Source organism: Gordonia sp. SMJS1, from assembly GCF_029866425.1.
GTDB lineage: Bacteria > Actinomycetota > Actinomycetes > Mycobacteriales > Mycobacteriaceae > Gordonia > Gordonia hongkongensis.
The window spans coordinates 3,289,540-3,310,351 of record NZ_CP123381.1; the positions used below are offsets into that span (position 1 = coordinate 3,289,540).

A 20,812-nucleotide genomic window follows, 5' to 3' on the forward strand; every position below is an offset into this window, starting at 1 on the left:
CTCCCCGAGTCTAGTGAGCAGCGGTGACGGCGAAGACGGGGATCAACCCGGCGTGGGCGGCGAGATCCTCATCCGACGAGGCGAGCTCGAGGCCCGCGGGCAGGAACCGCCCGACCTCCCACCCCCAGCGGCGCAGGTACTCCCGGATGACCGGCGGACGAAGCGCGGGGTCGAGCTCGGTGAGGGTGACGACGGCCCGACGTCGGCCGCGGCGGAGTTCCACCGTCCCGGCCGCGCGTGCGTTGCGGACCCATTGCGTGTCGCCTCGGACGGCGACCAGGAATTCCGCCCCGTCGAGTCGCAGCACGTTGACCGGCACCCGCTGCGGCGTGCCGGTCTTCCGGCCGACGACGGTGAGCGTCTGGGCCCCGGCCAGGTTGACCCCGCGGTCGGCGAGCCAGCGCACCGCGCGGTTGAAGGCGGCGTCGAATCCGCTGGGGGCCTTGTAGTGGGTGGTCGCGGTCATGATCGGCCTTTCGTCGAGGTGATGAATCCGAGAGCAGTGCTCTCGAAATCGAGTATGCAGCCACGCCGCCAGGAAATCAAGAGCACCGCTCTCGGTTGTGGCAGGATCGTCGCCATGGCCACCGGACGAACCCGCGCGGAGAACCGCGCGATGATGACCGACGAGATCCGTCGACTGGGACGCGAACACCTGACCACCTACGGCGCCGCCGGGCTCTCGTTGCGCGCCATCGCCCGCGACTTGGGCGTCGTCTCCTCGGCGGTGTACCGGTACGTCCCGAGCCGCGACGAGTTGCTGACCATGTTGCTGGTGGAGGCTTACACCGATGTCGCGGACGCCGTCGATGCCGCGGCCGATTCCATCGCCACCTCCCGACGGCGCGATCGACTCGCGGCCGCGGCCGCGGCCGCGCGGACCTGGGCTCTCGCCGAGCCGTCCCGATGGGCGCTGATCTACGGAAGCCCGGTGCCCGGTTACTCCGCCCCCGGCGAGCGGACCATCGGGCCCGGCACACGCATTCCCGTGCGGCTGCTCCGCGAGTGCTCGGCCGCTCACGCCGAAGGCCTGCTACGCGCCGACCTCCCCTCTCCCACACCGGATGTCGCCGCGGACATGGACGCGATCCGCGACGAGTTCGACCTCGACACCCCCGCCGCGGTCCTGGCCGCGGCCACCACGTTGTGGGCCGTACTCGTCGGCGCGATCAGCCTGGAGACCTTCGGCCAGTACGGGACCGACACCTTCGCGCATCCCGAGCAGCTCTTCCGGCTCCAGATCGAGCAGACACTGTCGGGCCTGTTCGCCTGAGATCGGACAGAGTGCGGTATTCGTACCGGTTTCCGGTACAGATCCCGCACTCCGCGCGGTGGGTGGATCAGCGGGTGACCGGCCGACGGAGCTCGACCCCGACGAGCTTGTCGGGGTTGCGCATCACGTAGATGTCGACGATCAGGCCATCGACGACGCGGAGGGTGATCGCGGTCTGCAGCCGGCCGTCGAAGTAGAGGATCATCCCGGGCTGACCGTTGAAGACCACGAACTCGGCGCGGTAATCCTCGAGCACGGCACCGATCCGGGTGAACCCCGAGAGCACCCGCATCACCGCGGGCGCCCCGCGCATGGGCTGCCGTACCGCGGTGGTCTTGCCGTTGCTGTCCGAGGTCAGCACCACCTCCGGTGCCATGAGGGCGATGAGGGCGTCCGCGTCGCCCGACTCGGCCGCGTCGAGGAACGTCTCGACGACCTCCGCGGCGCGGGCACGGTCCATCGGATCGAACCGGGGGCGCCGACGCTCGACGAACGACCGGCCCCGTTCCGCGAGCATCCCCACCTCGTCGAGCGACCAGGACAGCGACAGCATCGTGGCGATCGTGTCGTCGGCGAATCCGAAGACCCCACTCAGGACGTACACCGTCCGCTCAGCGGGCTCGAGTTCCTCCAGAACGAGCAGCATCGCGGTCGACGCGAACTCCGCAAGACCCGCGTCGGCGAGGACGTCGCCGTCGAACCGGATGGGATCGGGCAGCCAGGGTCCGACGTAATCCATGGCAACACGTCGACGCGCGGTCAGCGTCTCGAGCGCACGCCGGGCGACCTGCGCGATGAGGTGCGCTCGGGCCGACCCGGGGCCGAACGCGTCCACCGGAGCGCTCGCCGGATGATCCCAGAGGCAGTGTCGGACAACATGATCGGCGTCCACAGCCGAGCCCAGGATCTCGTAGGCCACCGTGAACAGCAGCGGTTCGAACGCGGCGGATCGCGCCGGGATCGGGTCCACGTCCATGCGGGTCATCGGGGTCTGCCCCCTCGTAGATGGTTCGGGCGGCGAACGACGCGCTCGGGTGTGTGCTCACCCGCGGGGCCATGTCGCGGCAGTCTCCACACCGTACGTGGCGCAGCACCACCAGGGTGCGACTGTTGCGATCGGTGTCCCAGATCGTCTCGTCCGACCTCCCCGCGCGGCCGACGACAACGACACCGCGCGAACACCCGGCCGGGATGTCCGCGCGGTGCCCGGGTCAGCGGATCAGTTCGCCTTCGTCACGTCGGCGGTCACACCGTCGCCCAGTTCGATGCTGCCCGCGTCACCATCGCCGGTCACGTCGAACCGCACCGCGAGCACCTCGCCGGCGATCAGGTCGGCGTGCGTCCTCGCCCAGTCCAGACGTTCGGCCGGTACGACGAGTCGCACCGTGATCCGGTCGGAGACGTCCAGTCCCAGGGTGCGGCGCGCATCCTGCAGCTCGCGAACCCGGTCCTTCGCCCACCCCTCGGCCTCGAGTTCGGGCGTGACCGCCGTGTCGAGGACGACCAGGCCGTTCCCGCCCGGCAGCTCCGCGGTCGAGTCCGGTTCGACGGCCACCAGCCGTCGGGTGAACTCCCCGTCGTGGAGTTCGATGCCGTCGGCGACGACGACCTCGGACCCGTCGGCGCCCTCGCGCGCAGTCCAGTTGCCCGACTTCACCGCCTTGATCGCACGCTGTACGTCCTTGCCCAAGCGGGGGCCGGCGGCACGCGCGTTGACCGCGATCTCGTAACGCCCGTACTCGCTGGCATCGGCCGCCAGAGTCACGTCCTTGACGTTCATCTCGTCCTTGATCAGGTCGACGAACGGCTCGAGCGCGGCCGCGGTCGGCGAGGCCACCGTCAGACCCGACAGGGGCAGCCGGACCCGCAGCTTGTTGGCCTTGCGGACGCTCGACGCCGTCGAGCACACCGCCTGGACCTGGTCCATGGCCATGACCAGGTCGGCATCGGCCGGCAGCTCATCGTTCGTCGGCCAGTCCGTCAGGTGCACCGACCGCTCCCCGGTGAGACCCCGCCAGATGGCCTCGGTCGCCAGCGGGAGCAGCGGCGAGGCCAGCCGGCAGGCGACCTCGAGCACGGTGTACAGGGTGTCGAAGGCGTCGGTGTCCTCGTCCTGGCCGGCCCAGAAGCGCGCCCGGGAACGACGCACGTACCAGTTGGTGAGCGACTCGACGAACTCACGGAAGGCGTCGCACGCCCCCGCGATGTCGTAGGTGTCGAGCGCCGCGGTCATCGTGTCGCGGGTCGTCGCCAGCTTGGCCAGGATGTAGCGGTCGAGCACATGCTGCGAGTCGGTCCGCCAGGTCGCCGGGCGCTCGGCGTAGAGCTGCAGGAAGCTGTAGGCGTTCCACAGCGGCAGAAGCGCCTGACGCACCCCTTCCCGGATACCTCGCTCCGTCACGACGAGGTTGCCGCCGCGCAGGATCGGCGAGGCCATCAGGAACCACCGCATCGCGTCCGATCCGTCGCGATCGAAGACCTCGTTGACGTCGGGGTAGTTGCGCTTCGACTTCGACATCTTCTGCCCGTCGTCACCCAGCACGATCCCGTGCGCAGCAACGGTTTTGAAGGCCGGCCGGTCGAACAGCGCGGTGGCCAGCACGTGCAGCGTGTAGAACCAGCCACGGGTCTGCCCGTTGTACTCGACGATGAAGTCGCCCGGGTTGTGGGCCGGGGCGTGCGCGGAGTCACCACCGTCGAACCAGTCGCGGTTCTCGAACGGATAGTGCACCTGGGCGAACGGCATCGAACCCGACTCGAACCAGCAGTCGAGGACCTCGGGCACCCGACGCATGGTCGACTTCCCGCTCGGGTCATCGGGATTGGGCCGGGTGAGTTCGTCGATGAACGGCCGGTGCAGGTTGTCCGGACGCACCCCGAAGTCGGCCTCGAGGTCGTCGAGCGAACCGTAGACGTCGACGCGCGGGAACTCCGGGTCGTCGGACACCCAGACCGGCAGGGCGCACCCCAGTACCGATTGCGGCTGATGTTCCAATCCCGGGCGCCTTCGAGCCACTTGCCGAACTGTCCGTCCCGGATGTGTTCGGGCACCCACGTGATCTGCTTGTTCAGTTCGACCATGCGGTCGCGGAACTGCGTCACCGCGACGAACCACGACGGCACCGCCATGTAGATCAGTGGCTGGCCCGACCGCCACGAGTGCGGGTAGGAGTGCTCGATGGTCTCATGGCGGAGGATCCGGCCGGATTCCTTCAGGTCCTTGATGATCACCGGGTTGGCGTCGAACACCATCAGACCCTCGTACGGCGGGACCTGCGCGGTGAAGCGTCCGCCCGGGTCGAGCGGTTGCACCACCTCGATGCCATTGGCGGTCGCGAGGTCCATGTCCTCCTCGCCGAAAGCCGGTGCGAGGTGCACGATCCCGGTGCCGCTGTCGGTGGTCACGTAGTCGCCCAGCAACACGCGATGGGAGTTCGGATGGCCGGCGAAGAAGTCGAACGGCGGTGTGTACGACAGGTTCTCCAAGGTCTTGCCCAGGTGGGTGCCGAGCACCTCCGGATCGGCGATCTCCTTCGCGTACGCACCGATCAGCGCCTCGGCCAGCAGGTATTCCCGGCCGTCGGCGGCCTTCACGTGGACGTAGGTGACCTCGGGGTTCACCGCGATCGCGAGGTTGGACGGCAGGGTCCACGGGGTCGTCGTCCAGATCAGCGCGTTGACTCCGTCGAGGGAGGACAGCGGACCGTCGGGCACCCGCAGCGGCATCGTGACGGTGACCGCCGGGTCCTGCCGCATCCGGTAGGCATCGTCGAGCTTGGACTCCTGGTTGGACAACGGCGTCTGCTCGTACCAGCTGTAGGGCAGCACTCGATAGCCCTGGTAGATGAGCCCCTTGTCGTAGAGCGCCTTGAACGCCCACATCACCGACTCCATGAAGTCGAGATCGAGTGTCTTGTAGTCGTTGTCGAAGTCGACCCAGCGGGCCTGGCGGGTCACGTAGTCACGCCACTCCCCCGTGTACCGCAGCACCGAGTCGCGGCAGTACTCGTTGAACTTCGCCATGCCCATCTTCTCGATCTCCGACTTGTCGGTGATCCCGAGCTGCCGTTCGGCCTCCAGCTCGGCAGGCAGACCGTGTGTGTCCCAGCCGAATCGGCGGTCCACCTTCTTGCCACGCATGGTCTGGTACCGGGGTACCAGATCCTTGACGTAACCGGTCAGCAGGTGACCGTAGTGCGGCAGGCCGTTCGCGAACGGCGGACCGTCGTAGAAGACGAACTCCTCGGCGTCGGCCCGGTTCTCGATCGACGCGGCGAAGGTCGAATCGGAGTCCCAGTACTGCAGGACCCGCTGTTCCACGGACGGGAAGTCGGGGGCGCTGCGCCCGGTGCCCCCGGTCATGTCGACCTTGGGATACACCCGCCCGGACTGAGTGGGGGCGGACTGGGTGGGGTCGGTCGCGTCGCTCACGGCTCGTCTCCTCGTGCCTGGTGATGTCTCATCGGCACGGGGACGCACACCGGAGGTCTGCGCGGTACCACCCCGCTTGCGTCGGAGTTCCGACGCCACTCGACGAATCGCGACGGTTGGTGACCGTACGATCCTGTGGCTGTCACGGGCCACGCCCGCCCGGTTCTACTGGGAGTCACGCATTCGCACCGTCCACTGGACGCCGCACTCGATGACACCGTTCTTCCGGGTGCTCCCCGGTGATGGCCGGATCAACGCGTGAACCAGTGTAGCGACGACCGACCCGGTCGGGCCAATGGGTTCTCGACCGGTGCGCGACCGTGCGGGTGCGCTCAGTCCGGCGGCGGATGCCAGTTCGGATCAAGCGGATCGAAATCCGCACGCCGACGACGCGGCGCGGACTCATCGGGACTTGTTGTCCAGTCGTCCGGGCCGGCGGCGTCGCCGCCCGGCACGTCGTCGGGGACCCACCCCGGAGACTGCGGGTCGAAGGGACGCGGAGCCGACGGCGGGCCGACCGGAGGCCGTTGGCCCCTGGTCGGAGGCGGGCCGGATTGCGGAGGACCGAATTGCCCCTGCTGCGGCCGGGCCTGCTGTTGCGTCCACGATGGTTGACCGACCCCGGGTGGTCGGCTCTGCGGTCCTACGCCGGGCGGTCGGGAACCCGGCGGCGGACCGGGGCGACCACCGGCGACATCGACACCGGTGGGCGGGCCCGCGGGCGGCCCGTCACCACTCGGACCGTCACCGCCGACCGAACGCAGATAGTCCTCGAGGTTGCCCTCACGACGCTCGGGAGCAGGACGATTCGGCGGGACCGAACCAGCGGGCGCGGCCATTCCGGGGTCGAAGGCCCCGGGCCGATAGCCGGCGGGCTCGGAATCGCCGACACCGGGGGCGTCGGCGGCGGGGTACCGACGCGTCGGTGCATCGTCGCCGCGATCGCCGGCCGGGTCGTGCCGGGTGACAGCGTCGTCATCGGCGTCGTGCGACGGATCGGTGTCGCGACCGGCGCCCGGGACCATGTCTTCCAGTGACCGGGCCGCTTCGCCCTTGCGACCGGCGAACACGTCCATCAGGAGGAAGCCGAGGCCCACCAGACAGACCACGATGCAGGCCACGGCCAGCCACACGGTCCCGGTGATGAGACCGAGGATGAGCAGCACGAACCCCAAGAGGGTCGCGGCCAGCGCCAAGGTCAGCACATCACCAGCCTAGTGCGCACCGATCCGCCCAGGTCAGCTGGGTGAGTAGCTGCTGAATCCACCGTTACCCGGATCGTTCGAGAACGACTGATCGGGTCGGCCGCCCTCGACAGGCGCCGCGCTGCCACGCTGCTGGAGTTCCTCGAGCTGGGATTCGAGGTAGGTCTTCAGACGCGTACGGTATTCACGCTCGAAGGTCTTGAGCTGCTCGATCCGGCCTTCCAGCACACCGCGCTGCTGGTTGATCGTGCCCATGATCTCGCTGTGCTTGCGCTCGGCGTCGCTCTGCAGGGCATCGGCACGTTCCTGTGCCTGCCGCAACTGCGCCTCCGACCGCGTCTGCGCGTCGGCGAGGATCGCCTCCGAGCGCTGCCGGGCATCGGCGAGCATGGCATCGGACTTGGTCTGCGCCTCGGAGACCAGCGTGTCGGCGCGCGTCTGGGCGTCGGACAGCATCGCGTCGGCGTCGGCGCGTGCGCTGCCGGTGAGCCGGTCCGCGGTGTCCTGGGCGAGCGCGAGAACGCGTGCGGCACGCACGTTGGCGTCGTCGTTGGTCGCCTGCGGGGCCGGCGTCGGCGCCGGGGCGGGCGGCTCGGGTGCCGCGGCGGGCTTGGCGAACATCTGGGTCCGGTCGTCCGCCTGGGCGCCACCACCGGAACGGGCATCGGCGAGCTCGCTCTCGAGCTCCTCGACGCGCTGCTTGAGGTCGGTGTTCTCTTCGATCAGCCGTGCGAGTTCGGCTTCGACGAAGTCGAGGAACTGATCGACCTCGTCTTCGTTGTAACCGCGCTTACCGATGGGCGGTTTGCTGAACGCGACGTTGTGCACATCAGCTGGAGTCAGCCGCATGTCGGTTCCCCTCATGTCTGGTGGTGAACTTGTGTTCAGTTGGCGGGCCGTCCAACCCGGATCGCGCGACGGTGAGTCGTTCGACCGATACAGGTTGTCACTAACTATTCATACCAGTCAAAAATTGTAACTGGCGTCCAATCCTGTCACACGCGAACCGTTGGTCGCATCTCTGCGATGCGCTGTTGAAATGAAACAGTCATCCGAAGATGACTTACAACGGTAGACCATCGCCGTGACACGGGGTACCCGCCGCCCGATCGGTGCGCCCGCCGGTGACGGGACCCTTCGTGACGCGCCCTCCGCAAGCTCCGGGCGCTCCTCCAGGGAGCAGGGGGACGCGCCCGCAAGCTCCGGCCGCTCCTCAGGGAGCAGGGGGACGCGCCCGCAAATTCCCGGGGCTCCTCAGGGAGCAGGGGGACGCGCCCGCAAGCTCCGGGACCCGGCGTCAGGGGCGGACGAGGTGTCCGGCGATCGCGAGCGACTCGGCCAGGGCGTCGGCGCGTAGGCCGTTGACGATGTTCATGCCGATGATCACGACGAGCATCACGATCATGAGCGACAGGTCGAGCCGGATGGGACCGAGTGGGATCGGGGGGAGAACGCGACGCAGCGCCTTGATCGGGGGGTCGGTCACGGTGAAGACCATCTCGATGACGACCACCGCGATCCCGGTGGGACGCCACTCACGCGCGAAGGTCCGGACCAGTTCGACCACCAGCCGGCCCAGGAGGAGCAACCAGAAGATCAGCAGGAGGTAGTACAAGACGCTCAACAAAATCGCAGCCACGCGTCAAGAGTGCCTGAACATCTCGGACGACGGCGAACCGAGGTCCCCTACGCCGCCGGTCAGGAGTGGTTGTAGAAGCCCGTCTCGGCGATCTTGCGGCGGTCTTCGGGCGACACGTCGACGTCGGCGGGCGACAGCAGGAACACCTTGGTGGCCACCTTGTCGAACGATCCGCGCAGCGCGAACGCAAGACCCGCGGCGAAGTCGACGAGGCGCTTGGCGTCGTCGTTGCTCATGTCGACGAGGTCCATGATGACCGGGTTGCCGTCGCGGAAACGCTCCCCGATGGTACGGGCTTCGCTGTAGTCCGACGGGCGCAGCGTGGTGATCTTCTGCAGCGGGCTGTCGGCGAAGACGCGCTCGAGTTCGCGGGGGTCGGCACCCGTCGACCGCGGCGCGGTGGCAGCGCGCAGGGCGGCGCTCGACGAACGCTGCAGCGGTTCGAGGCGGGCGGGCGCCCGCATCGGCCCCTCGCCCACCGCGCGACTGCCGGCGTAGGCGAACTCCGCCGCGTACTCCGGGGCCAGGTCGAAGCCGGCGTCGTAGTGGCGGTCGGACAGCTCGTCGCGGTACGCGATCTCGTCGCGGTAGCCGGCGTCCCGGAACGACGGCTCGTATCCGGGATCGTAGGAGGAGTCACCGTAGTAGTCGTCACGGTAGGCGCGCTCACGAGACCGCTCCCGCAGCGGCGGGGCCGACTCCTCGAGGTAGTCGTCCTCGTACTCGCTGGGCGGCACCATGCCGAAGTAAGCCTTGAACTTCTGCATCGTGGTCATTGACGGCCTCTCTGGTAGTGCGACGCCGGTTGCTGCCGTGCCGGATGGTGCATCTGTGGTCAGTGAGCTAACTGCGCTTCGTGTGTCACTTGGTTCTGGTGTTACCAATGTGATTACTGAGAGATTAGCGGCCGATCGCCCATGATCGCGGTTCCGACACGCACGCATGTCGAGCCCGCGGCGACCGCCTCCTCCATGTCCCCGGACATGCCCGCGGACAGTTCGGCGGCGGCGTCGAATCGCCCGCGGAACGCCTCGCGGATGCGTGCGGCCTCGGCCATCCAGTGCCCGGGTTCGCCAGCCAGCGGGGCGATCACCATGAGCCCGCGCAACCGCAGTGAATCTGCCTCGACGACCCGCTCGGCCAGAGCCGGGAGATCGTCTTCGACGACGCCGCCGCGCTGCGGATCGCCGTCGAGGCTGACCTGGAGCAGGATGCCGAGCGGATCGGCGCGCTCCCCCTCGTCGAGTGCTGCGACCGCGGCACGGTCCAGGGCGTCGACGACCTTCGGGCGGTCGACGGAGTGCACCGCGCGCGCCCACCGCGCCACCGACCGGGCCTTCTTGGACTGCACCGAACCGATCATGTCGAAGACAGGGACGTCACCGGACCCCGGGGACTCCCAGTCCCTGAGCACCTCCGCCACCTTCCGGCCGGCCTCGGGTTCGCGCGACTCGCCGAACGCGCGCTCCCCCAGCTGCAGCAGCCGACGGACGTCATCCGCGGGGAAGAACTTCGTGACCACGAGGAGCTGACAGGAGCCCGCCGGCCGATGGGCGGCCTCGACCGCGGCGTCGAGGCGCCGACGCACCGCCGCCAACCGTTTCCCCAGCTCGGCGGTGCGCGCATCAGATGACCCGGTCATGTCCCCATCCTTCTCGCCACCGGGTCACTCCCCGAGCGGGCGCCGCTCACCGGGTGCATCGTCGCCGTGTGCATCGCCATCGGGGTCCATCCAGATGACCGAGGCCAGGCGGCCCGTGGGTGCGCCCCGGCGATGGCTGAACAGGCTCGGGTCGGCGATGGTGTCCCGCGGGTCGACCGCGACTCCGGCGACGCCGGCCTCGAGCAACTGCCGCCGCAAGCCGGCACGCAGGTCGAGACCGGCCGTGCCCTTCTTGGTACGCACGGCGCTGCCCGGCAGATGCTTCTCTACGTCGGCCTGCATGTCGGCGGGCACCTCATAGTGGTCTCCGCTCGCGGCAGGACCGAGGAAGGCGCCGATGGACCCGATCCGGGCGCCGAGTTCGAACATTGCGCGCAGGGTGGCGGGCACGATGCCGATCCGGGCGCCGACGCGGCCCGCATGGACCCCCGCGATCACACCGGCGTCGTCGTCGCTGAGGAGTACCGGGACGCAGTCGGCGGACAGCACAGCGAGGGCGAGACCGGGCGTGGTCGTGACCAGCGCGTCGGTGGCGGGCACCGGCTCGGGAACCGGTCCGTCGACCACGGTGACGTTGCGACTGTGGATCTGTTCCATCCAGACCACCGACCCGGCCGCCACCCCGATCTGCTCGGCCAGCCGAATCCTGTTCGCCGCCACGGCTTCCGGATCGTCTCCGACGTGATCACCGAGATTGAACGAATCGTACGGTGACACCGAGACCCCGCCGGCACGGGTGGTGATGACACGACGCACCCGCATGCGCGGGCTCAGCGCTTCATGAACGACGGCACGTCGACATCGTCGTCGTCGAGCCGAACGGTGTTGCGGCGGGGCGGCTCCGGCTCCTGCTCGAACGGATCGCCCGCACCCTTCGGCATGTCCCCGAAGAGCGGATCGTTCTTCGGCGGCGACGCCACGGCGCCGGCCTGGCCCTGACCGACCGCGGAACGCCCCGCGGCGGCCGGGACGTCGGTCCGCTTCTTGGGTGAGCCACCGTCGAAGCCGGCGGCGATGACCGTGACCCGGACCTCGTCACCGAGGTTGTCGTCGATCACCGTGCCGAAGATGATGTTGGCGTCCTCGTGCGCGGCCTCCTGCACCTGGGTCGCGGCGTTGTGGATCTCGAACAGACCCAGGTCGCTGCCACCGGCGATCGAGATCAGCACACCGCGGGCGCCTTCCATCGAGGCCTCGAGCAGCGGCGAGTTGATCGCGGACTCGGCGGCCTTGCGCGCACGCTCCTCGCCGCGGGCCGAACCGATGCCCATCAGCGCGCTGCCGGCATCGCTCATGACGCCCTTGACGTCGGCGAAGTCGACGTTGATCAGGCCCGGCGTGGTGATGAGGTCGGTGATGCCCTGCACGCCGTTGAGGAGCACCTCGTCGGCACTGCGGAACGCGTCCATCAGGCTGACCTGCGCGTCGCCGAGCTGCAGTAGACGGTCGTTGGGGATCACGATCAGGGTGTCGCAGGACTCGCGCAGCGCGGTGATGCCCGCCTCGGCCTGTCCGCCGCGTCGCTTGCCCTCGAAGGCGAACGGCCGGGTGACCACGCCGACGGTGAGCGCGCCGAGCTTGCGCGCGATCGACGCGACCACGGGTGCACCACCCGTTCCGGTCCCGCCGCCCTCGCCCGCGGTCACGAAGACCATGTCGGCGCCCTTGAGCAGTTCCTCGATCTCGTCGCGCGCGTCCTCGGCGGCGCGGCGACCGACCTCGGGATCGGCACCGGCGCCGAGACCCCGTGTCGAGTCGCGCCCGACATCGAGCTTGACGTCGGCGTCGCTCATCAACAACGCCTGGGCGTCGGTGTTGATCGCGATGAACTCGACTCCCTTGAGTCCCTGTTCGATCATGCGGTTGACGGCATTCACGCCGCCACCGCCGATGCCGACGACCTTGATGACGGCCAGGTAGTTGTGCGGTGGCGTCATGCGCTCGCCTTCCTTGTGTGGTCGATCTCGTTGTTCGAGTTCTGGTCTCGATATGTCCTGTGTGAACCGGCCGGTCCACGTCCCGCTCGCGACAAACCCTAAACCTGAACCATAGATTTAGAGTTATGTCAAGTAACTCGTTGTGGTGATGACGCTAGGCATCGCAGGCCCCGGTATCCAGATCCGCGCTCGGCGTGTCGGGAAGTCGTGGCGAAATCCGCCGGAACCCTCAGCTTTTCGCCGCCCCACGGGGGTCGTCCGGTTCCGTCTCGCGGGTCCGCCTCACCCCGACCGGTGATTTCGGGGTCGGCCGGATCCGGCGTGCGTCACCGATAGGCCGGGAACTCGGGACTCGACACGTTGTACATCCGCGCCTCGCGGGTGAGCAGATGCGTCAGTGTGCGGGCCTTCTCGGCGCCGCGGTCGCTGTCCCCCCACACCACGGTGCGCTTCTCCGACAGCGTGAACTCGATGTCGACCGGCGAGGTCGCGGTCACCCGGATGACCTGCCGCGCCAGCGATTCGGGCAAGCCCGCCACCGCCGCGATGGTCTCCCTGGTGGTCGGGTCCGCCGGCCCCGGGTTCGGGGTGTCGAGAACCGGGAGCTTGAGCACCTCGGGCGGGACGCCCTGCGTGCGGTCGTAGTCGAGGAACGCCACCCCGGACTTGTCGAGCACGTGGACGTCGTCGCCGTTGTTCACGATCACGACCGGGACCCGCTCGACGACGGTGATGGTCAGCGACGAGGGGTAACTCCGCTGCACGCGCGCCGACTCGACGGACGGGATGGTGGCGACACGCTGCGCGACCGCCCGGGTGTCGACCTGCAGCAGCGGGGTGCCCGACGGCACTGCCGCGACCCGCAGGATCTCGTCGGCCGGAATCGACCCGTTGTCGCGGACGTCGGTGCCGCGCACCGACATCAGCGGCGTGAGGTAGGCGATGAGCACCAACCCGACGCCGGCCGCGACCACCATGAGCGTGCCGAGGACCACGCGCGACCGGCGGCGCTGCGGCCAGCGGATCACGACACCCGCCCCGTCCGGCCCTCGGAGTCCGCCGGGCCGTCGGTCGGAGTCGCGCCCGAACCCGTCACGGTGGCGGTGTCGGCGGTCGTCGAGGTCGAGGCCAGGGCGTCGAGGATCTCCGGACCCTGCATGGTGATGTCGCCCGCCCCCAGGGTCAGCACGACATCCCCGGACCGCGCCAGTCGCGCGACCTGCGCGGCCAGCCGCGACAGGTCCGGGGCGAAGATCCCCGGCACGGTCAGCTTGTCCGAGATCGTGCGCCCGCTGACCCCCGGGATCGGGGCCTCACGGGCCCCGTACACATCGGCGACGACCACTGCGTCGGCGAGGTCGAGAGCAGCGGCGAACTCATCGGCGAACTCGACGGTGCGTGAGTAGAGGTGCGGCTGGAACACCGCGATCACGCGCCCGCGCGAACCGCTCGGCCCGCCGCGGGCGGACACCATGTCCTGCGCCGCCGAGAGCACGGCCCGCACCTCGGTCGGATGATGGGCGTAGTCGTCGATGACCTCGACGCCGCCGCGCCGGCCGCGGAACTCGAAGCGACGGTGGACACCGCCGAACGCGCCGATCCCGGCCACGATGGCGTCGAGCCGTCCGGCCCCGGTCGATGGGTCGGATGTCGCGACGCCGGGCTGCGCACCCACCCGGGCGGCACCGATCACCGCGGCGATCGCGTTGAGCGCCATGTGCTCGCCCGGGAGCGGGAGGACGATCTGTCGATCCTCGCCATTCGGGCAGAGCGGGGAGGTGAACCGGACCGTGGCGGCTCCGCCGCCTCCGCGCGCTCCCAGGACGTCATGGTCGCGACGTTGCGGACGGTCGGCGCCAGCGCGGCGTGGGTCCCCCGTCCGTATCCAAGGACCTCCACCCCGCGCGCGGTGAGCGACTCGGCGACGCGGCCGGCCAGGGCGGCCGAGCCCGGGTCGTCGAGGCACACGACGAGCGACCCGCCGCCCGCGATGCGCGCGACGAACCGGTCGAACACCTCGACATAGGCCTCGATGGAACCGAAGAAATCGAGGTGGTCGGCGTCGATGTTGGTGACGACGACGACGTCGGGTGTGTACTCCAGCAGCGAGCCGTCGCTCTCGTCGGCCTCGGCGACGAAGATCGGGTCGCCACCGTGGTGGGCGTTGGTCCCCGACTCGTTCAGCTCGCCGCCGATCGCGAACGACGGGTCGGTCCCGGCATGCTGCAGCGCGACGACCGCCATCGAGGTCGTGGAGGTCTTGCCGTGGGTGCCCGCGATCAGCAGGCTGCGCTGACCCGCCATCAGCTGGGCCAGGACGCGGGGCCGCAGGAGGATCGGGATACCGCGCGACCGTGCCGCCACGAGTTCGGGATTGGTCTTGGGGATCGCGGCATGAGTGGTCACCACGACAGACGGGCCACCGGGGATCTGGTCGAGCGCCGACGGATCGTGCCCGACCTGCACCCGGGCGCCGCGGGTCCGCAGTTCGAGGATGCCCCGACTGTTCTTGGCATCCGACCCCGACACCTGTCCCCCGCGGGCCAGCAGGATCCGGGCCAGTCCCGACATCCCGGCGCCGCCGATGCCGACCATGTGGACGCGGCTCAGCTCATCGGGCAGCGACCCCGGAGCCGATGCCGTCTCGTCCCTCTCCGTCGCTTCGCTCACGGCCTCATCGTTCACGGGCCGACCTCCCACCGCGACGACGTCCAGCCCGGAAATCCTGCGCGAGTTCGATGGCGGCGGTGGCCACCGCCGCCGCGGCGTCCCGATGCCCGGTGCCCGCAGCAGCGATCGACATCTCGTGCAGCCGAGTTGTATCCGTCAGCAGCGCAGGCACTTCGCGGGCAACCCAGTCGGCGTCCACCGTCGCATCGTCGACGAGCAGTCCCCCGCCCGCCTCCACGACCGGGAGCGCATTCAGTCGTTGTTCGCCGTTCCCGTGCGGCAGCGGGACATAGATCGCGGGCAACCCGGTCGCCGACACCTCGGCGACGGTCATCGCGCCGGACCGGCACATCACGAGATCCGCGGCGGCGTACGCGAGATCCATCCGTTTGAGATACCCGACGGCGCGGTAGGGCGGCGCGTCGTCGACGACGGCGGGGTCGATCGAGTTCTTGGGACCGTAGGCGTGCAGCACGCCGATGCCGGCCTCACCCAATGTCTTCGCCGCGCCCGACACGGCGTCGTTGAGTCGTTGCGCGCCCTGCGAGCCGCCGAAGACGAGCAGCGTCGGCGCGTCGTCGTCGAGTCCGAAGTAGTGGCGCGCCTTCGCCCGCAGGGCGGGCCGGTCCAGTTCGGCGAGGACACCGCGCACCGGGATTCCGACGACCGTCGCGTCGAGCCCGGAACCGTCGACCGCCGCCAGGACCCGATCGGCGAACCGGGCACCGACCTTGTTGGCGATGCCGGCCGAGGCATTGGCCTCATGGATGACGATCGGGATCCGATTGCGTCGGCGCAGGTGCATCTGCGCCGCGAGGTACGCCGGCACGGAGACGTAACCACCGAAACCGATGACCACGTCGGCGTCCACCTCGTCGAGGACCTTGCGGGTGGCGGCCACCGAACCCAGCAGACGGCCGGGGGTGCGCGCCAGGTCGAGGCCGGGTTTGCGCGGCAACGGTACCGGCGGGATCAGCTGCAGGTCGTATCCGCGTTCCGGGACGAGATCGACTTCGAGGCCGCGACTGGTACCCAGCGCCGTGATACGGGCCGTCGGATCGATGCGGCTGACCGCGTCGGCGACGGCGAGGGCGGGTTCGATGTGACCGGCCGTGCCGCCGCCTGCGACGACCACCGACAACGGCCGGCCGTTCGGCCGTCCGGTCGTATCAGCTTGTACCGCACCCGAACTCACCGGCGTCGTCACTCCATTCCAGCTTTCGATCACACTCGCGGGCTCCCGGCCGGAGATCTCCCGTCGTGGGCCCGCACCTCAGCCGCTCCCACCGCCGGTCACCGACGGCCGGCGCCGCGTACATTCGGCCCGCGCGCTCCGCTCCCGGCGCCGCGTACATACGGCCCGCTCGCTCCGCTCCCGGCGCCGCGTACATACGACCCGCTCCCCCGATACCCGACACCGTAGTCGACGCCGCTCCGCGAAGAAGTCCCCGGCCGGACCCGCCCGCGCAGGACACCCGCCCGGCCGGAGGCCGCCGACCGGGCCCCTCGGGTGTCGCCGGCACCGGATCGCGTCGACGACCGGCCCTGCCGTCGATCGTCCCGCGCGGACTGCGACGGGGCGGCGGCACGCCGCCAGGGCAACGGGAAGCGTCGACGGCCACGTCCGGCATCGGCCGACGGCGCGGGCCCGCTCGGCGGACGGCGACGCGACTGCGGTCCCCGGCCGCCGCGACCGACACCGGCCGTCGGACGCGGACCGGCCGTGCGACGCTGGTCCAGTCGATCGCGCAGCGACTCCGCCCGTGTCTGCCGGTAGGCCACCGGCGTCGGCAGGCGCAGCCACCGTGCCACGCGGCTCGGCGACCCGCCGGTCAGCGTCGCGACCGCCTCGGGTTCGTGCCTCGCGGCGTTGGCGAGCAGACCGAGCATCGCGAGGACGGTCAGCGTCGACGTGCCACCGGCCGAGATCAGCGGCAGCTGGATTCCGGTCACCGGCAGCAATCCGATGACGTAGCCGATGTTGATGAACGCCTGCGCGGTGATCAGCACCGTGATGGTCGCCGACATCAGGCGCAGGAAGGGATCGGTCGACCGGGATGCGATCCGGAAGCCGATGTAGGCGAGGACGACGAACAGGAACACCACCATGAGCCCGCCGAGCAGCCCGAGCTCCTCGCCGATGATCGCGAAGATGAAGTCGTTGTGCGCGTTCGGAAGATAGTTCCACTTGGCACTCGACTGGCCGAGGCCCACGCCGAAGACCCCGCCGTTCGCGAGCGCGTAGGTCGCCTGGCGCGCCTGGTAGCCGGCGCCCTGCGGGTCGTCGACGTTGCCGAGGAAGCTCATCACGCGCTGCGAGCGGTAGCCCTCGGCCAGGGCGAGGATCACGGCGAGCGCGATGCCGGACACCGCGAACGAGACGAAGACCTTGACCGGCAGTCCCGCGAACCACAACAGCGCACCGACGATGATCGCGATGGTGATCGTCGTGGACAGGTTCGGCTCGAGGATGATGAGCAGGCACACGAGCATGGCCACCGGCACGAGCGGGACCAGCAGCTCGCGCAGGGAGGCGTTGTCCCGCCGGCGCGAGGCCAGCAGGTGCGCACCCCAGATACACAACGCGACCTTCACCAGCTCCGACGGCTGCACCGACAGGCCGTAGATGACGAACCAGCGGCGTGCGCCCTGACTGAGCGTGCCCACGCCGGGGATGAGGACCAGCGCCAGGAGCACCACCGCGACGAACATCGCGGGAGCGGCGAACCGTCGGAGCAACCGCACCGGAATCCGCAGCATGAAGTAGAAGACCACCAGGCCGAGCAGGGCGAAGATCACCTGCGTGGCGAACAGCCCGTACGCCGATCCCTCTTTGGAATACCCCTCGACCGACGACGCCGAGAGGACCATCACCAGGCCGAATGTGGTGAGCAGGAACGACATCGTGAGGATCAGCTGATAGGACGCCAGCGGACGCGCCAACAGGTTGCGGATGGCGTCGAGCACGATCGCGGGGATCGACGCGGCAGTCGCTGCTGCCGCACCCGCGGAGCGGCCCGAGGCGTCGTCCCGTGCCGACCTGGCGCCGGTGCCGCGCTTCACGCCCGGCCGTTCGTCTCTCGTGCGCGTCCGGCCACCGGTGTCCCCGCCGGTCTCGACATCAGCGCTCCCGTTGTCGGCAGCGACACCATCGTCTCCGACGCCGTCGAGACCGCTGCGGTCGTCGGCATCGTCGACGGGGTCGTTGTCCGCGGCCGGGTTGCGGCTGCTCATCCGACTCAGCGTCCGGTGTCGGGCGAGCCGGCGATCCGACGCGCGGCGGCGGCGAAAGCGTCACCGCGCGCGCCGTATCCGGCGAACATGTCCAGCGAGGCCGCCGCGGGGGCGAGCAGCACGGCGTCGGGCGCGGACGGGCTCGCCTCCGCGAGCACCCACGCCTCCTCGACGGCCCGGTCCATGACCGCCACCGATGTCGAGGAGCCCGTCCCCGGGAGATCAGCTGCTGAGGCTTGGGGACCGGCCTGTCCCGGACGATGCACGTTCACCGTGCCATCGTCCCCTGTGAATACTGTGACTGTTGGGACTTCTGGGGCGTGTCGCGCGATCGCCTCGATCACCAGGTCTCGGTCACGGCCGATCGCGACCACCCCGGCCAGCCGACTGCCCACCGCGGTGAGCATCTCGTCCATCGACGCACCCTTGAGCAGACCGCCCGCGATCAGCACGACCCGGTCGAAGGCGGCGACCGCCGCCTGGGCGGCGTGGGGGTTGGTGGCCTTGGAGTCGTCGACGAAGTCGATCCCGTCCCGCGAGGCGACGACCTCGCCGCGATGACCGGCCGGCCGGAAGGACGCCAGCCCCGCCCGTATCGCCTCCGGCCCGATGCCGGCCGCGAGCGCGAGAGCCGACGCGGCCAGCGCATCGGCGACACCCGACGGTCCGGCCGGGCGCACCTCGTCAGCGTCGTACAACCGGCCCGCGTCGAAGGCGCGGTCGATCAGCACACCGTCCGCGACGCCGAGTTGTCCGGGCTGCGGCTCGCGCAGCGTGAAACCGATGCGGCGGCCCGCGGCGGGCAGGCCGGACGCGACCGGGTCGTCGAGTCCGACGACACTCACCGCACCGCGCAGCGCTCCCGCCTTGGCAAGTGCGTACGCCTCGAAGGTCCCGTGCCAGTCGAGGTGATCCTCGGCCACGTTGAGCACGACTCCCGCATGCGGACGGACCGACGGCGCCCAATGCAGCTGAAATGACGACAGTTCGGCGCACAGCACGTCCACCCTGGGCTCGGCCTGCATCGCGTCGAGCACCGGGAGCCCGATGTTGCCACAGGCCGCACCCCTGCGGCCCGACGCCTCGACGATCCCGGCGAGCATCGACGTGGTCGTCGTCTTGCCGTTGGTGCCGGTCACGACAAGCCAGGTGCGTGGTTCGCCCAGCAGTCCCGCGACGTCCACGCGCCAGGCCAGTTCGACCTCGCCCCAGACCGGTACGCCGGCGGCGGCCGCGGCCGCCACCAGGTGGTGGGTGGGCGCGAAGCCGGGTGACACGATCACGACCTTGGCCGTCGCCAGTCGCCCGGAACCGGTGAGCAGATCCGCGACGGCGACCGGTTCGACGCCCTGCGACATCAGTTCGGTGACCCCGGCGACCGCCGCGGCCGCGGCGTTCCGGTCGACGGGCGGCGCGTCAGCACCGGCGAACCGGTCGTCGGCGAGCAGGACATGCGCGCCGAGCGTCACCAGGAACCGGGTGGCGGACAACCCCGCGGTCCCGGCCCCGCCGACCACGACGGTCCGGCCGGCCAGGCGCGCGGGTCGGGCCCCCCGGGGGTCGGACTCGCTTCCGGCTGATCAGCCATTGGTGGTCAGGAACTCGCCGTAGAACAGCGACAGGCCGAGCGCACAGGCGATGGCGGTGAGCAACCAGAATCTGATGATCACCGTGGTCTCCGCCCAGCCACCGAGTTCGAAGTGGTGATGGAACGGGGCCATCCGGAACACGCGACGACCGGTGGTCCGGAAGAAGGCGATCTGGATCACGACCGACATGATCTCGGCGACGAACAGCGCGCCGATGACGACCGCCAGCAACTCCGTCCGCGTGGTGATCGACAGACCGGCGAGCATGCCGCCGAGGGCGAGCGAGCCGGTGTCGCCCATGAAGATCTTGGCGGGCGCCGCATTCCACCAGAGGAAGCCGAGGCACGCTCCACCGCCGGCCACGGCGATGAGCGCGAGATCGAGGGGGTCACGGACCTGGTAGCAGCCGGTGGGGATCTCGCTCGGCGGTTTCGCGCCGCCCGCACAGGCGTTGACGAACTGGAAGAAGGTGACCAGGACGTAGGAGCCCAGGACCATCGCCATGGAGCCGGCGGCCAGGCCGTCGAGCCCGTCGGTGAAGTTCACCGCGTTCGACCAGGCCGCGACCACCAGCCAGCAGAACACCACGAACACGACCGACCCGAGCGTGATCGCATCGATGTCGCGGACGTAGGACAGGTTCGTGCTCGCCGGCGTGTAGCCGTAGTCGTTGCGGAACTGCAGCACCAGGATGCCGAAGAGGATGGCGGCGATGAACTGCCCGATCGACTTCGCGGTCTTGTTCAGACCGAGATTGCGATGCTTGCGGATCTTGATGATGTCGTCGAGGAACCCGACGACGCCCAACGCGGTCGCCAGCCCCAGGACGAGCAGTCCGGAGGCGGTCGGCCCGTTCCCGGCGTCGGTGAAGACCCCGACGAGGTGGGCGCCGAAATAGCCGGCCCAGAGGGCGGCCAGGATCGCGACGCCGCCCATCGACGGGGTCCCGCGCTTGGTCTGGTGGCTCTGCGGGCCCTCGACCCGGATCTCCTGCCCGAAGCCCTGCCGGGAGAACACCTTGATGAGGACCGGCGTCAGCAGGATCGACACCGCGATCGCGATCGCCCCCGCGAGGAGTATCTGTGTCACCGCGTTGCCCCCGCATCCTCTCCGTACGCGACCGGTCTGTTCCCGGCCGCGATCTTCCCGAACCTGCCTGACACCCCGCGGC

15 protein-coding genes and 2 pseudogenes are annotated in these 20,812 nt (G+C 69.7%); 1 reads left to right on the forward strand and 16 read right to left on the reverse strand.

Going from position 1 to position 20,812, the window contains the following annotated elements:
- Positions 1-10 precede the first annotated feature (10 nt).
- On the reverse strand, positions 11-466 hold the full coding sequence (locus QAD21_RS14945; RefSeq protein WP_078112838.1) for a nitroreductase family deazaflavin-dependent oxidoreductase: 456 nt from the start codon (positions 464-466) through the stop codon (positions 11-13).
- A 114-nt stretch (positions 467-580) separates the two neighbouring features.
- Between QAD21_RS14945 and QAD21_RS14950 the strand changes: the two genes are divergently transcribed.
- Positions 581-1,273, forward strand: a complete 693-nt coding sequence (locus QAD21_RS14950) for a TetR/AcrR family transcriptional regulator (protein ID WP_078112836.1) — start codon at positions 581-583, stop codon at positions 1,271-1,273.
- 67 nt (positions 1,274-1,340) lie between these two features.
- Here the strand turns inward: QAD21_RS14950 and QAD21_RS14955 are convergent, their stop codons facing one another.
- From QAD21_RS14955 to mraY, 15 genes and pseudogenes are all read right to left on the reverse strand, one after another.
- Positions 1,341-2,258: an RNA polymerase subunit sigma-24 gene (locus QAD21_RS14955; protein ID WP_078112835.1), complete on the reverse strand. Its 918-nt coding sequence runs from the start codon at positions 2,256-2,258 to the stop codon at positions 1,341-1,343.
- A gap of 234 nt (positions 2,259-2,492) precedes the next feature.
- A pseudogene (gene ileS, locus QAD21_RS14960) lies at positions 2,493-5,635 on the reverse strand (isoleucine--tRNA ligase).
- Between the two features lie 401 nt (positions 5,636-6,036).
- Positions 6,037-6,909, reverse strand: a complete 873-nt coding sequence (locus QAD21_RS14965; protein WP_280359808.1) for a hypothetical protein — start codon at positions 6,907-6,909, stop codon at positions 6,037-6,039.
- 33 nt (positions 6,910-6,942) lie between these two features.
- Positions 6,943-7,758, reverse strand: a complete 816-nt coding sequence (locus QAD21_RS14970) for a DivIVA domain-containing protein (protein WP_058251721.1) — start codon at positions 7,756-7,758, stop codon at positions 6,943-6,945.
- Positions 7,759-8,206: 448 nt separating this feature from the next.
- On the reverse strand, positions 8,207-8,548 hold the full coding sequence (locus QAD21_RS14975; RefSeq protein ID WP_068970573.1) for a YggT family protein: 342 nt from the start codon (positions 8,546-8,548) through the stop codon (positions 8,207-8,209).
- 59 nt (positions 8,549-8,607) lie between these two features.
- On the reverse strand, positions 8,608-9,324 hold the full coding sequence (gene sepF / locus QAD21_RS14980) for a cell division protein SepF (protein WP_068970572.1): 717 nt from the start codon (positions 9,322-9,324) through the stop codon (positions 8,608-8,610).
- Between the two features lie 113 nt (positions 9,325-9,437).
- Positions 9,438-10,190: a YggS family pyridoxal phosphate-dependent enzyme gene (locus QAD21_RS14985; protein WP_068970571.1), complete on the reverse strand. Its 753-nt coding sequence runs from the start codon at positions 10,188-10,190 to the stop codon at positions 9,438-9,440.
- Positions 10,191-10,214: 24 nt separating this feature from the next.
- Positions 10,215-10,973 carry a peptidoglycan editing factor PgeF gene (pgeF, locus tag QAD21_RS14990; protein WP_068970570.1) on the reverse strand — a complete coding sequence of 253 codons (759 nt, stop codon included), beginning with the start codon at positions 10,971-10,973 and terminating at the stop codon, positions 10,215-10,217.
- A gap of 8 nt (positions 10,974-10,981) precedes the next feature.
- Positions 10,982-12,148, reverse strand: a complete 1,167-nt coding sequence (gene ftsZ / locus QAD21_RS14995) for a cell division protein FtsZ (RefSeq protein ID WP_058251716.1) — start codon at positions 12,146-12,148, stop codon at positions 10,982-10,984.
- 326 nt (positions 12,149-12,474) lie between these two features.
- Positions 12,475-13,176, reverse strand: coding sequence for an FtsQ-type POTRA domain-containing protein (locus QAD21_RS15000; protein WP_065632300.1), 702 nt, complete (start codon positions 13,174-13,176; stop codon positions 12,475-12,477).
- Positions 13,173-14,743, reverse strand: a pseudogene (gene murC, locus QAD21_RS15005) (UDP-N-acetylmuramate--L-alanine ligase). The gene QAD21_RS15000 and the pseudogene murC overlap by 4 nt, the downstream one beginning before the upstream one ends.
- Positions 14,744-14,822: 79 nt before the next feature.
- Positions 14,823-15,953, reverse strand: a complete 1,131-nt coding sequence (murG, locus tag QAD21_RS15010) for an undecaprenyldiphospho-muramoylpentapeptide beta-N-acetylglucosaminyltransferase (RefSeq protein ID WP_068970586.1) — start codon at positions 15,951-15,953, stop codon at positions 14,823-14,825.
- A gap of 158 nt (positions 15,954-16,111) precedes the next feature.
- Positions 16,112-18,052, reverse strand: a complete 1,941-nt coding sequence (gene ftsW, locus QAD21_RS15015; protein WP_205333011.1) for a putative lipid II flippase FtsW — start codon at positions 18,050-18,052, stop codon at positions 16,112-16,114.
- A gap of 5 nt (positions 18,053-18,057) precedes the next feature.
- On the reverse strand, positions 18,058-19,542 hold the full coding sequence (murD, locus tag QAD21_RS15020; RefSeq protein ID WP_280359809.1) for a UDP-N-acetylmuramoyl-L-alanine--D-glutamate ligase: 1,485 nt from the start codon (positions 19,540-19,542) through the stop codon (positions 18,058-18,060).
- 90 nt (positions 19,543-19,632) lie between these two features.
- Positions 19,633-20,730, reverse strand: coding sequence for a phospho-N-acetylmuramoyl-pentapeptide-transferase (gene mraY / locus QAD21_RS15025; RefSeq protein WP_058251712.1), 1,098 nt, complete (start codon positions 20,728-20,730; stop codon positions 19,633-19,635).
- Positions 20,731-20,812: the final 82 nt, after the last annotated feature.